This window comes from Candidatus Magasanikbacteria bacterium RIFOXYB2_FULL_38_10, assembly GCA_001783145.1.
Taxonomy (GTDB): Bacteria; Patescibacteriota; Patescibacteriia; order Magasanikbacterales; family UBA10003; genus GWC2-40-17.
In genome coordinates this window covers 22773-36007 of sequence record MFQT01000014.1, presented here as the reverse complement: position 1 = coordinate 36007, position 13235 = coordinate 22773, and the positions used below count along the sequence as shown (strand labels likewise).

Sequence of the window (13235 nt, the reverse complement as noted above, 5' to 3'; positions counted from 1 at the left end):
ATTTTAATCTACTTCCGAGCCTTTTTCTGGGGCAAACATCCCCTTAAACAGGGACAAAAAATAAGAAAAAGCCAAAGAAGTTAAAATAAATATTGACTTAACCATAGGCAAAGCCCACAGTAATAAAAAACTCATTATGGGAAAGAAAATAGCATAAAGCTGTTCGGAACGATTCGGTTTAACTTTTCTTTGTATCAAATAATTTTCTGCAAATAAAACCAAACCAACAACGGCCGCCCAGCGCCAGTCTCTGATCCCAAGTTCAAAACCGTAAAACTGGGTATAAATTATTTCCGGCTTTTCCACTGTAGGATAAAGAACATTCAATTTATACCTAGCAATTCCACCAATAAAAACCTGATATAAAAGAACCAACATTAAGGCTTGAATAGCTAGAACTAAAATTTTAGCCCAAGGATTTACTTTACTTTTCTTTAATAACTCTCTAACTTTTTCTTTTAAAGCCTCGGGGTCTTTTTTATAATCCTTTTGCATTTCCCCCACTTTTTCCGATAATTTATTATATTTAATCTTGTTTCTTTCGGAAACAATGCTAAAAGGCAATAAAACCAAACGCAATCCTATGGTTAAAATTATAACAGCATAGCCCAAATTTTCTTTAGCCGGTCCATTATAAAGCCAGATTAAGGCATTAAAAACCGGTATATAAAGCCAATTTGTCCAAATATAGCCTAAAAAATCCATATTAATAATAATATACCATATTTTAAGTTTAAAGGCAATTTCTTCGTTCTTGTTTTTCCCAATTTTTAATCTATTCTTGCCTCAAGGCATTTACAGGATCCATTAAGGAAGCTCGACGAGCTGGAGTTAGGCCGAAAATTAAACCGACGGTTAAGGAAAAAGTTATTGCTACAATAATGCCGATCGCAGACAAATTAAAACCTAAAACAAAACCTTGGGAGGCAGCAACCAACGAGATTGTATAAACTAATAAAATACCAACTAAAATACCCGCTAAACCGGCAACAAGGGTCATTACTAAGGATTCAAACAAAAACTGTAAAAAAATATCCCGATTGGTTGCTCCAACGGCTTTGCACAAACCTATTTCATAAGTTCTTTCTGAAACAGTTACATACATGATATTCATAATACCCACCCCACCCACCAAGAGAGAAACTGCCACTAAAGCCAAAAGTAAAATAGCCAATCCATCAAAAATTTGATTGATTGTTTCTTGAGCTTCAGCCATAGTGGTGGCGGAAAAATCATCCTTATTGGGATCGGTAATGTTGTGACGACGTCGCAAAAGACTAGTAATTTCGTCGGCCGTATCTTCGGCTTTTTTTTGATCTTTTACCACTAAACTGATAAATAAAACATGATCCACACCTAAAATTTGTTTTTGCAAAGTTTTTACCGGAATGTAAATAACACTATCCATATCCATAAAACCGGAAGCCCCTTGTTTAGCTAACACACCAATTACGCGATAATTAACGCGATTGAGCTTAATATTTTTCTCCAAAGGATATGTCTCGCCGAATAATTTATCTTTAACTGTGGAACCCAAAACCACCACTTTAGCCAAACCATCATTTTCTTCTTTAGAAAAGAAACGTCCATCCGACAGAATCATCTTGTTTACTTTTAAAAAATCTTCGCTCGCTCCCCACAACATCGTCTTTTTTATTTGATCTTGATAACTGGATAATTCTTGCCCGGTAAGCCCGGGAGAAACAGCTTCTACATTTTTAAGTTTAGCAATGGCTTCGGCATCATCAAGAGTTAGAGTGGTTATGGTTATTCCGGTGGCCATCCCTATAGCATTCTGGGTTGAATTTTTTTTAGTTGCGGGAACTTTAACTTCCACCTGAATTAAATTGGGTCCAAAAATTTCTAATTGTCCGGAAACAAATTTTTTTAAAGAATTACCGGCAGACATTACTACAATTACCGCTATAATACCAATAGAAATACCCAAAATTGTTAAAACACTGCGTATTTTATTTTTAACTAAAGATTTCAACGCTGATTTAATTAAATATATTTTATTCATAGCGCAGAGCCTCAACAGGCTCTAAGCGAGCCGCTTTTCTGGCAGGATAGACACCGAAAATCAAACCAACTAAAAAGGAAACTCCAAAACCTAAAATAATTGACTGCAAAGAAACCACAAACTCCCAACTGTAACCCAGGCTTTTAACTATTAAGGAGGTTAAAAACGATAAAAAAATGCCAATTACAATACCAATCAAACCAGACAAGGAAGAAATAAAAATTGTTTCGGCCAAAAATTGACGTAAAATATTCTTATAAGTAGCTCCCACTGCTTTACGCAGACCTATTTCTCTTATCCTTTCATTAACGGCCACCAACATAATATTCATAATGCCAATTCCGCCAACCAACAACCCTAATCCGGCAATAGCGGCCATAAATAAACGCAAAGCGTCAGTGACAGAACCCAGTGTTTGAAGAGCCTGCGCCTGATTCCTTACGCTAAAATCATCTTGTTCCGGATTGGCTATATCATGTCTTTCGCGCAAAAGTTGTTTAATTTGCTCAACCGCGTCATCAATATGATCTTCACTATCCACCTTGGCTCTAATAAAGGAAACGTGTTTAATACCGAGCATTATTTTTTGAGCCGTAAATAAAGGGACAAAAACTTGGCTATCATAATTTTGAAAACCAGAAGAACCGCGTTTCTTCAAAACGCCTATCACTCTAAAACTCTCTTTTTTTATTCTAAGTGTTTCACCTAAAGCATCTTGATCGCCGAATAAATCTTCTTTAGCTTGGCTACCCAACACCACCACCTTACTTAAATCTTTTTCCTCATCTTTGGTAAAAAATCTACCCTCAGCCACCTGTGTATCTTCTACTTGAACGTAAGAGGCCGTGGTGCCAGTAAAACTAGTGTCTAAAGATTCCGAATGCCAGGAAACTGTTGCACTTCCGGAAACATAGGAAGAAACTCCGTCAATATGAGAAACTCTATTGATAATGGCTTCGGCGTCATCATAAGTTAAAGTAGTGATGATAATGCCCATTACCGATGCCGGAGGACCGCTTTCTTCGCTTCCTCCTGGCAAAATGCCAATTAAGTTAGAACCGATACTTTTAATTTGATTAAAGATTAAACTTTGTGCTCCGGCTCCCACAGAATTAATAAAAATTACAGCCGCCACGCCAATAATAATACCCAGCATCGTCAAAAAAGTACGGCGTTTATTTTTATTTAAAGTGGCAGAAATTAAATGTAAATTCTGCAGTAGAAACATAACAGGAACAAATTATTTAATTAAGCCATCTTCTGCCTTTTTTCTATTCAAAACTTTTTCATCGCTTAAAATCTGTCCGTCTTTTAAGCGAATTATTCTTTCAGCAAATTCCGCAGTATAAGTTTCGTGGGTGACTAAAATTACCGTATGGTGATGTTCCTTTTCTATGTTTAAGTTTTGCAAAATTTCCATTACCTGACCACCAGATTTACTGTCCAAATTCCCAGTAGGCTCATCGGCAAAAATAACTTCCGGTTCGGTCACCAAAGCTCTAGCAATAGCGACACGTTGTTTCTCCCCTCCGGATAATTGATTGGAAAGATAATTCAAGCGCTTACCTAGGCCTACCGATTCTAAAGCTTTTTGAGCGCGCTCATTATGCTCTTTTAATGGTATATGACTATAAAATAAAGGTAATTTTACATTTTCCAAGACCGAAGTACGAGGCAAAAGATTAAAAGATTGAAATACAAAACCAATTTTATGATTACGCAATTTAGCTAATTCATCATCATTCATCTTAGTAACATCTTTACCATCTAATTCATAAGTACCGCAAGAAGGACGGTCTAATAATCCTAAAATATGCATCAAAGTTGATTTGCCCGATCCACTAGGACCCATAATGGCCACAAAATCTCCTTTTTCAATATTAAAATTTAAATGATGTAAAACCGGCGTGAGGATACTATCGTTTTTATAATCCTTACACAAATTTTCTACTTTAATCAAAGACATATTTTATTGGCCATTTTTAATAAATGTAACCACTTCTTCATTTTCATTCAAACCAGAAATAACCTCTACCATTCCTTCGTTACCACGCAAACCAGTAAGCACCTCTTTTTCTACAATTTTTTGATTTTTTTTATCAATCAAAACTCTCACTGTTTTCTTATTATCTTTATTAATGACAGCTCTTTCCGGGATCATTAGCACATCATTTTTACGGTTAGTAAAAATAGTGACGCTGACAGTCATGCCGGCTTTAATATCGTTTAAATATTGGTCTGTAATATTACGACCAGTTTTCAAACTTTCTTCACGATCTATTGAAACCTTAACTTTGTAATAAACAACATCGGAAATTAAAGTTTCAGCCGGGTCAATCATGGTCACTTTACCCCTAAAAACATGTTCGTCGCCAAAAGCATCTAAAGTAATATCAACAATTTGCCCATTTTTAACTTTGGCTATATCGGATTCAGATACGTTAACTTCTATTTCATAATCGGAGTCGGCTAACATAACCAAAACAGGATTAGCTGTGGAATTACTTTCTCCGACTTCATTATTTTTTTGAGTAATCATTCCGTTTACAGGTGCATAAATAAAAGCTTTGCTACGATTAGCTTCAGCGGAAAGAAGATTAGCTCCGGCTGATCTTACCGCCGCTTCATAAGAGATTTGGTCCACTGCCCGAGGCGGGGCTTTTTTAGCATCTAGAGAGGCTTTGGCTGAAGAAAGTGCCGCTTCATAAATTTTAATATTAGCTTCATATTGAGCCACCTGAGAAGCACCAGCCGACCCGGATTCTAAGCCATAATTTAATCTAGCGGTGGCGATACTTTGCTCTCCGCCCAAGACAACTGTTTTTTTAGCGGTAATAGCGGCACGATCTGTGTCAATAACAGTTTTTTTACTGTTTATTGTTGAGATACTGATTTCATTATTGGGATTAGAAACATCTATTTTATCCAAAACCGTCCAAGTGTCATTAAGCGACTTTCCTGCAGAATCTAACGCCAATTTTGCTTTACTTGTAACAGATTCAAGTAAAGAGAAGGGGGAATTAATATCTAATTGATTAAGACTGTTTTTAAAATCGTTCAACAAAGAACGTGTTGCCAAAAAACTTTTATTGGCATTGGCATAATGAAATGAAGAGTTGTCTAAGTCGGTAACAGCCTTATCAAACGCATCGTTGGCATAACTGCTTTCCACCCCTAAAACCGAATCCATGTCGGTCATAGAAGTTTCCAGTGGGGTTAAAGCGCCTTGTAGATTTGTTAGTTGATTAGTATAGGAATTTTTATAGCCCTGGCTCAAACCGGCTTTAAGATTATCTAAATCAACCTGTGCCTTTTTTAAATTAGCTTCAGCTTTTTGAACATCGGCCTCGTATTGAGCAATGATTTCTGGCGTGGAACCGGCCAGATAAGAATCTAGATTACCCTTGGCTTTTGATAAATCAGCCCTAGCTTGTTCCACGGCTGAATCTAAATTTCTACTCTCCAAATTAGCCAGTAATTGCCTTTCTTTTACCTCATCGCCAACCTTAACATAAACTTTGGCGACCCTGCCTATCATATCAAAATTTAAATTTATTTCTGTTTGGGATTTTACAGATCCGGAAGGTTCCACAGATTGTAGCAATTCTCCTTTAGTTACAAAAGCGGTGGTTATTTCTTTGGGTTTAACAGATGTCTGCCTCCAAATAATTAATATTATAACCAACAATATTACTCCGGCAACAATAATACTCTTTTTATTTATAAAACGCATATTAAAAAATTACTTAACTTTAAAAATTTGAGATAAACTTTTTTTCCAACCGTTTAATTTTTCTTTTCTTTGAATGATAGTTGCTAGAGGTTTGAAAGGTTTATCTACTAAAGAAGCGGGTGAGGGCCAAGCTAAAATTTTAGCCGCCATCAAGGCTACTCCTCGTCCCGTCATCTCTTCATTTTTATTTTTATTAACCAAAATATTAGAAATATTTGCTTGAAATTGTAATAAATAATTACTTTTTGTCAATCCACCGTCAACCTTAAGGCTGCCAATTTTTAATTTATATTCCTTTTTAATTACTTCTAAAATATCATTAACTTGAAAGGCCGCGGATTCAATAGCGGCATTAATTAAATGACCTTTGCGCGTCTGATGATTTAAGCCGCTTATCATTCCCCTGACCTCCGGCTTCCAATGGGGGGCACCCAAACCAACAAAGGCCGGCACTAGATAAACACCGTTGGAATCTTTACTTTCATTTGAAAATAAATTTATTTCTTCATAATTATTAAATAAACCCAAATTATCCCTAAGCCATTTTAAAGATCCTCCGCTCTGAAAAATACTTCCTTCCAAAGCATAAATAATTTCTTTATTTATTTGCCAAGCTATGGTAGTAATCAGTTTGGAATTTTTTAATTTTATTTTAGAACCGGCATTAACTACCACAAAACCGCCTGTCCCGTAAGTAGCCTTTACTTCGCCCCTAATTAAACAATTTTGTCCAAATAAAGCCGAGGTTTGATCACCACAAACAGCTAAAAGAGGAATTTCCTGATTTTTTATTTTAGCTAAACCAAAATTTTTGCCCCGGCAAGCAGAGGCAACCACTTGGGGCAAAATTGTAAAAGGGATTTTAAAAATTTTTAACAACTCCTCATCCCATTTTAAGGATTTAATATTAAACAGCATGGTGCGACTAGCATTGGACACATCTGTTAAATGACTTTGTTTTTTAGTTAAATTCCAAATTAACCAAGTGTCTATCGTGCCTACGAGCAAATCATTATTTTTAATTATTTTTTTGGCTTGTTCAACATTATTTAAAATCCAATTAATTTTGGAAGCGGAAAAATAAGGATCTAATCGTAAACCTGTTTTTTCATAAATTTTTTTAAACCACCCTTGTTTTTGTAATTTTTGACAATACCTTGCCGTTCGTCGATCCTGCCAAACAATAGCATTATAAATTGGCTGACCGGTTTTTTTTGACCAAGCAACCACAGTTTCTCTTTGGTTAGTAATGCCAATACCTTTGATTATCCAATTATTTTTTTGAGCGCTCTGCAATACTTTTTCTAAAACCTCTTGACTTTTTTGCCACAATTCAAGGGGGTCTTGTTCCACCCAACCGTTCTGCGGATAAAATGTTTTTAATTCCACCTGTGCAGTTTCTTGTATTACCAATTGGGAATCAAAAACTAAAGCTCTTACAGAAGAGGTGCCAATATCCAAAGAAATGATATATTCCATATTTTCTAAGAAGTTTTCTCTAAAATTTTATGCATTAGCTGACAAGGATTTTTTTGATCATTAACTAAAGCAAAAACAGCATTTAGAAGAGGAGTTTTTATTTTACTTTTCTTTAATAATTTAATTAAAATTTTCACTGTGGAAGACCCCTCCACCACCTGGCCTATATCCTTTAACACTTCCCCAACCGATTGGCCGGAACAAACTTTTTCACCAAAACGACGATTGCGGCTTTTTTCACCGAAACCGGTAGTTAATAAATCACCCAAACCCGCTAAACCGTAAAAAGTCTCCTTTTGACCGCCCAGATAATGACCAACTAAAGCCATTTCTTTAACTGCCGCAGTCATAGCGGCAGATTTAGTATTCCAACCGTATCCCAGGCCGTCACAAACACCTAAAATAATAGCGTATACATTTTTTAAGGCCCCGCCCAACTCCGCTCCAGTTACATCACTGCTATAGCGCACAAAAAAATTGTTATTTTGCAAAACCTTTTTTAAAATTTTAAAAACCGTAATTTTGGGAGTAGCAATCAATCCCACCGTAGGAACATCCGTAGAAATTTCCGAAGCAAAAAGAGGACCCATTAAAACAGCTATATTGCCATGCCATTCACGCGGCAATTTATTTTTTATAACCCTGGTAATCGTTAAGCCGCTTTCTATCTCTATGCCCTTAGAAGCACTTAAAATGATTTGCTCTTTATTAAGATAATTCTTAGCTCTGTCAAAAACCTTGCTTACAACTTGAGAGGGTATTGCAACAACAATAATTTTAGCCTTCTTAACGGCCTCCGCAATTTCTAAAGTGGCGGAAATATCAGTGTTTAATTTAACCCCGGGCAGAAAATTTATATTTTCGTGAATAGAATTTATATTATAAATGGCCTCTTTATCAATTCCCCACATCTTTACCTCACACCCATTAAAACTAAAAAGTCTGGCTAAGGCCGTTCCCATACTGCCGGTACCTAAAATGCAAACATTTACTTTTTTCTTCATACAAATTGTTTAATTAAACTATAAATAGAGGCTATTAAATAAATAGCTATCACCGCCACACTTAATAAAAGAGTATGGTGCAAACGATATCTGTGTGGCTCTAAATCCCCTTTTTGTTTAGCCTGCCAATAAATCATAATTATTAAAATGGCCACCACACAACCAAATACAGCACCAATTAAATCTATGGTATTGATAAAACTTCTAAAACCCAAAAAGAACAAAATGAGAGGAATAGTGGTTGTAATGACCCAAGAAGTTAAATGAGTCATTTTATAATCCCAAAGAAAAACATTCTTTACGGCTGAAGATAAATTAAGAAAGCCGCTACCCATGGCAAACAAAGCGAAAATATTGGCCAAAATTAAAATCTGCATTCCTAATTTTTTGCCCAAACCAACAGTGGCCACCTCTGTGGTTTCATTTCCGGTTACACCCAAAACAGCAGTGGCAAAAAGCATATAAACCACAGTAATAACGACGCTTGATAAAATAATGATACTTTTTAATTTTTTTTGATTAACCGGTAAAACATTTTTTGCCTGAGGAATTGCCGAAGAGCTCTGAAAGGCAAAAAGAATTACGCCGATAGGAAATAAAAGATTACCAAAAGAGACGGTTTGCAAATGCGGCAGTTCTATTTTTTGAACGCTTAAAAAAGAAATTAAAAGAACCACCCCTAAAATTATCAGGGTTAAAAAAATATCAACTTTTTTGACTAAAGATAAGCCAAAATAAACTAAAATACTACCGCCAATCCAAAAAATTATACTCCAAAAAAATGATGATCCGCCAAATATTCCCTGTAGTATTTGTCCTTCCCCTATGAGGTAAGCCAAAAGAGCCCCAAAAGAACTAAATAAACTGGTGACAGCCATTATTTTTTTTCCTGTCCCTCCCAAATAACGTCCGGCCAAACCAGCCAGCTGCATTGGCCGCCCAGTTCTAAGTGTTACTTCCCCTAACATTAAATTGAGCCCCAACATTATTAAACCGAGCAAAACAATATAAACCATACCCAATGTCCAACCGACTTTAGCCACTGCATAAGGTATACCTAAAATCCCGGCGCCTATTGTTCCGCACAAAAGCACAGCCATCGCTTCAAAAAAATTCAGGGATCCATTTTTCATAGCAAGTTTATTTAAAGAAAGAGAAAAATAAAAGTAAGATTGTAAAAAATATGATTCCAAAGACAGTAATCCAACTAATAAAATTACCTAAGCGCCTGCTTACATACTCTCCCATTACTTTTTTATCATTAATAATAATCATGACAAAAATTAAAATTATTGGTAAAAGAATGCCGTTAATGTCCTGCGATAAAAGCATTACATTCATTAAAGGAATTTTAGGCAATAAAATAAGAAGGGCAGGCAAAGCAATGGATAACAAAATTATACTATAAAAAATTCTAGCTCTCTTCCAACCGGTGTTAAAACCATATTCCCAACCAAATGCCTCACAAAACGCGTAAGCTGTGGTTGTGGGTAAAATGAAGGCCCCCAACATGGAAGAAATAAAAAGTCCAAAGGCAAAAAGAATTTCAGCAAAATGTCCGGCTAAAGGCTTAAGCGCCAAGGCGGCATCTTTAGCGTCTTCTATTCTAACACCGTGTTTATATAAAGTTGCGGCTGTGCCAACGATAATGAAAAAACTAACGATATTGGTTAAAAAAGCGCCTAAATATACCTCGGCCTTTTCCACGCGATAATGTTTAATATCCAAACCTTTATCAACCACATAAGATTGAATAAAAAATTGACCCCACGGAGTAATGGTTGTACCGATTAAAGCGATTAAGGTTAACAAAAAAGGAGCGGACCATTCCAAATGTGGCGTCACTAAAGCGGTTAAAGACTCACCAAAATTAGGATGAATTAAGAAACCATTAACAATATAAACTAAATAAAATAAAGAAAAAATTAAAAAAATTCTTTCAGCCAATTTAAAAGAACCTCTGGAAAGAACCAGCCAAACAATTAAAGCCGCCAAAGGTACGGAAAGATATTTACTAACACCAAAAATGCTTAAAGAAGCGGCAATACCGGCAAATTCTGCCACAATAGTACCTAAATTAGCCACCAAAAGAGTTAACATGGCAAAAACAGTCCAGCGCACGCCAAAACGTTCTCTGATTATTCCTCCCAATCCTTGGCGAGTAATAAGTCCGATACGCACACCCATTTCTTGAGTGATAGCCAAAGAAAAGGTAATTAAAAAAAGAACCCAAAGCATCTTAAGACCAAAATGCGCACCGGCGATAGAATAAGTACTGATTCCGCCGGCGTCATTATCTGCATTGGCGGCTATAATGCCCGGACCAATCACACTGAAAAAAAATAACATTCTGGGCCAAATTTTTTTTGCTTTTTCCCACATATAAATATCCGGAAAATTCTAAGCGTGAGGCAAAAAATAGCGCATCAAATCATCAACCGTGACTATACCTAACATTTTTTGTCTTTCATCAACAACGGCAATAGAGAACAGGTTATATTTTGTCATTATGGAAGCAACCTCTTTTATATCTTGTTCAACCGTAGCCACGGGCATATTAAAGAAATTATGCATAATTTCTTTAATAGTTTGCTGTTTTTCCGCCACAAGCAAACGACGCAAAGAAACTACACCTAAAAATTTGCCCTCTTTGTCTGTCACATAAACAAAATGAATAAAAGTGAATTCACCAAACTTATTTTTAATTGTTTCAATTGTTTCCGCAACTGTAAAATTTTCTTGAACAGAAATAAACTCAGTAGTCATCATGCCGCCAGCCGTATCCTCTGGATAAATAAGCATTTTTTTAACTCTTTGAGTTTTTATATCTTTGGGCAATTTGGCAATAATGGAAGAGGCTTCTTCAGGAGATAATGATTGGATTAAATCTACCAATTCATCAACCGACATTTTGCCTACTACGTCAACCGACCCTTCTGTGCCTAATTTTTGTACCAAAATTTTCTGGATCTCCGGCTGAATTTCTTCTAAAACCCGCCCGGCAGTGTCTTTATCTAAAGTTTTTAAAAGTAAAATACCTTCGTTCAAATTTAATTTTTCTACAATATTAGCCAAATCGGCTGGATGTAATTTAACCAAACTTTCAGCCAACGTATCAACTTTTAAGTGGCCATGAATTGGCTGTGCCTTGCGCCAATCAATTAAATAAACCTTAAACAAACTTAAAAAATCAATTTTTTCCAAGCCCAAACGTCGTAAAATTCCTTTAAAACTTACATCAATCCCCAAAACGGAAAGTTTATTTTGAAAAACACCAACTTTTAAATCGTTAACACGCACTATACGCACACCCTCTGTATCTACTATCTGTTGATCCAAAATATCATGATAAAGATATAAAAGATCTTTACTTTGTTGCTCAAAAGAAGGTATTTTTTCCCAAAGAGTCTTTAAAGTGATAGAGTCGGCGCCAAGATTTTCCACATACTGAAAAGGTACCCAGTATTTATTTTTTTTATTTTTAATTATCAAAAATTCTAAAGGAGAATAAATACCCGCTTTTTGTTTTATTAAAATATCAAAAACACGCCCTATTTCTTCATCAGAACTATCTTTTACTTTAGCCTTAATTAATTGACTCAAATAAAGCATATTGAATAATTTTACTTCTTAAATTATAACACAAAAAAACAAATCGCGCAATCTTAAAAGCCCCACCAAAAGGCAGGGCTCTTTTATTTTTTTACATTCCTAATTTGTCTTTAACTTTCTTAATTACATCCTCTAATTTCCAATCGGCCTTAACTAAATAATCAAAGACCTCTTTAGAGGCAGCCTCGCTAATTTTTTCCGCATCGCTTAAATTGGATAAAATAATCACCGGCACATCCAAACCCCATGGATCTTTGCGCAATTCTCTTAAAAGGCTAAGTCCGTCCATTTTGGGCAAAAGCAGGTCTAATAAAATTATGTCCGGTTTATTTTCTAAAGCTAAAGATAAACCCACAACTCCATCGTAAGCCACTAAAACATCAAAACCTTCTTTAAAAAATTCCTGTTGTAAAAGTTTAGCCAAAGAAACCTCGTCTTCAACAATTAAAAGAATTTTCTTCTTATCCATATTTTTAATTAAGACGCTAGCGCCCCTCTTCTTTTTAAGCGATAGAGCCAAAAAATAGTTATTAATAAAATTATAACAGCAAAAATAGTGGTTGGCAAATTTAAAAGGCTATAGATTGTCACCCACAAACTTTTAGATATAGTAAAGAAAGCTACGGCGCTAGGGCGGCTTTTAACTTTAGCGTCCGTATCCACAGCCACGGCATAAACAGAATGCTCCCCCGGAGTTAATTCAGCTACATTTTGATCATGGGAAAAACTCCAAAGACCGGCATTATCAGTGTGAGTGCGGTAAACTAAAGCCTGATCGCTATGAATATAAATCAAAACGTCTTGGTTGGGCAGAGCGGTCCCGGCAAAAGTAATTAAATTAGACTGAGTGACAGTGACAGCGGCTTGCACATTAGCAATATTAGGTACTGGTAAGGCGGCTAATTCTACTGCTCCTGCGGTTTCTTCAATTAATTTGACTGGGGGAAGGGATAATTCCGGTAAAATGATAGGCATTAAAACCGAAGGTCCTGTAATTGATCCCAAAGCTGGAAAAACTACGCCCGGGACCAGGGAGACGCCTGAAGCTGTGACCGCTGGAATTATTGCTTCAACTTTATTTAATGTAAGTAGATTTGCTTCACTAGTATTACCGGCTGTATCTATAACCCTAATATTTAAAGTATGCAAACCATTACTTAATTGACTAATATTAGGCAACACAATTTGCCAAGATCCATTGGCACTTACCGATGTTATGTAAGACTCTCCCTCTAAATCAACTTGCAAGGAACCTAACGGTATGGCCCCTCCTACTATTACAATTTCATTACCGGAAATTGTATCATTATTTTTGGGAGAAAAAACCAAAGGAGCTGCCGGCAAAACAGTGGTGATATTTAAATTAACAGGTTCAGAAGGTCAC

At 35.9% G+C, this 13235-nt stretch carries 12 protein-coding genes and 1 pseudogene (1 of these 13 only partly in view); all 13 read right to left on the bottom strand.

Going from position 1 to position 13235, the window contains the following annotated elements; all coding sequences use genetic code 11:
* Positions 1–3: 3 nt before the first annotated feature.
* The gene (locus A2294_03155; protein OGH85502.1) at positions 4–705 is read right to left on the bottom strand and encodes a hypothetical protein; all 702 of its coding nucleotides are present in this window, start codon (positions 703–705) and stop codon (positions 4–6) included.
* Positions 706–775: 70 nt separating this feature from the next.
* Positions 776–2023, bottom strand: coding sequence for a hypothetical protein (locus A2294_03150; protein ID OGH85501.1), 1248 nt, complete (start codon positions 2021–2023; stop codon positions 776–778).
* Positions 2016–3251, bottom strand: a complete 1236-nt coding sequence (locus tag A2294_03145) for a hypothetical protein (protein OGH85500.1) — start codon at positions 3249–3251, stop codon at positions 2016–2018. The genes A2294_03150 and A2294_03145 overlap by 8 nt, the downstream gene beginning before the upstream one ends.
* 12 nt (positions 3252–3263) lie before the next feature.
* Positions 3264–3983 carry a macrolide ABC transporter ATP-binding protein gene (locus A2294_03140; GenBank protein ID OGH85526.1) on the bottom strand — a complete coding sequence of 240 codons (720 nt, stop codon included), beginning with the start codon at positions 3981–3983 and terminating at the stop codon, positions 3264–3266.
* A 9-nt stretch (positions 3984–3992) separates the two neighbouring features.
* Positions 3993–5756, bottom strand: coding sequence for a hypothetical protein (locus A2294_03135; GenBank protein ID OGH85499.1), 1764 nt, complete (start codon positions 5754–5756; stop codon positions 3993–3995).
* A gap of 9 nt (positions 5757–5765) precedes the next feature.
* Positions 5766–7235 carry a hypothetical protein gene (locus A2294_03130; protein OGH85498.1) on the bottom strand — a complete coding sequence of 490 codons (1470 nt, stop codon included), beginning with the start codon at positions 7233–7235 and terminating at the stop codon, positions 5766–5768.
* A gap of 5 nt (positions 7236–7240) precedes the next feature.
* The gene (locus tag A2294_03125) at positions 7241–8239 is read right to left on the bottom strand and encodes a hypothetical protein (GenBank protein ID OGH85497.1); all 999 of its coding nucleotides are present in this window, start codon (positions 8237–8239) and stop codon (positions 7241–7243) included.
* Complete coding sequence (locus A2294_03120; protein ID OGH85496.1) at positions 8236–9372, bottom strand: hypothetical protein; 1137 nt, start codon at positions 9370–9372, stop codon at positions 8236–8238. The genes A2294_03125 and A2294_03120 overlap by 4 nt, the downstream gene beginning before the upstream one ends.
* A gap of 7 nt (positions 9373–9379) precedes the next feature.
* Positions 9380–10621, bottom strand: coding sequence for an Mn transporter (locus A2294_03115; GenBank protein ID OGH85495.1), 1242 nt, complete (start codon positions 10619–10621; stop codon positions 9380–9382).
* A gap of 18 nt (positions 10622–10639) precedes the next feature.
* The gene (locus A2294_03110) at positions 10640–11851 is read right to left on the bottom strand and encodes a hypothetical protein (GenBank protein OGH85494.1); all 1212 of its coding nucleotides are present in this window, start codon (positions 11849–11851) and stop codon (positions 10640–10642) included.
* A gap of 91 nt (positions 11852–11942) precedes the next feature.
* On the bottom strand, positions 11943–12320 hold the full coding sequence (locus A2294_03105) for a hypothetical protein (protein OGH85493.1): 378 nt from the start codon (positions 12318–12320) through the stop codon (positions 11943–11945).
* An 8-nt stretch (positions 12321–12328) separates the two neighbouring features.
* The gene (locus A2294_03100) at positions 12329–13180 is read right to left on the bottom strand and encodes a hypothetical protein (GenBank protein OGH85492.1); all 852 of its coding nucleotides are present in this window, start codon (positions 13178–13180) and stop codon (positions 12329–12331) included.
* Positions 13181–13231: 51 nt separating this feature from the next.
* A pseudogene (locus A2294_03095) lies at positions 13232–13235 on the bottom strand (hypothetical protein) (it continues 8705 nt past the right edge of the window).

Coding starts and splice junctions, on each gene's coding strand:
- A2294_03155 (OGH85502.1), bottom strand. CDS start 705: ATGGATTTTTTAGGCTATATTTGGACAAATTGGCTTTATATACCGGTT.
- A2294_03150 (OGH85501.1), bottom strand. CDS start 2,023: ATGAATAAAATATATTTAATTAAATCAGCGTTGAAATCTTTAGTTAAA.
- A2294_03145 (OGH85500.1), bottom strand. CDS start 3,251: ATGTTTCTACTGCAGAATTTACATTTAATTTCTGCCACTTTAAATAAA.
- A2294_03135 (OGH85499.1), bottom strand. CDS start 5,756: ATGCGTTTTATAAATAAAAAGAGTATTATTGTTGCCGGAGTAATATTG.
- A2294_03130 (OGH85498.1), bottom strand. CDS start 7,235: ATGGAATATATCATTTCTTTGGATATTGGCACCTCTTCTGTAAGAGCT.
- A2294_03125 (OGH85497.1), bottom strand. CDS start 8,239: ATGAAGAAAAAAGTAAATGTTTGCATTTTAGGTACCGGCAGTATGGGA.
- A2294_03120 (OGH85496.1), bottom strand. CDS start 9,372: ATGAAAAATGGATCCCTGAATTTTTTTGAAGCGATGGCTGTGCTTTTG.
- A2294_03115 (OGH85495.1), bottom strand. CDS start 10,621: ATGTGGGAAAAAGCAAAAAAAATTTGGCCCAGAATGTTATTTTTTTTC.
- A2294_03110 (OGH85494.1), bottom strand. CDS start 11,851: ATGCTTTATTTGAGTCAATTAATTAAGGCTAAAGTAAAAGATAGTTCT.
- A2294_03105 (OGH85493.1), bottom strand. CDS start 12,320: ATGGATAAGAAGAAAATTCTTTTAATTGTTGAAGACGAGGTTTCTTTG.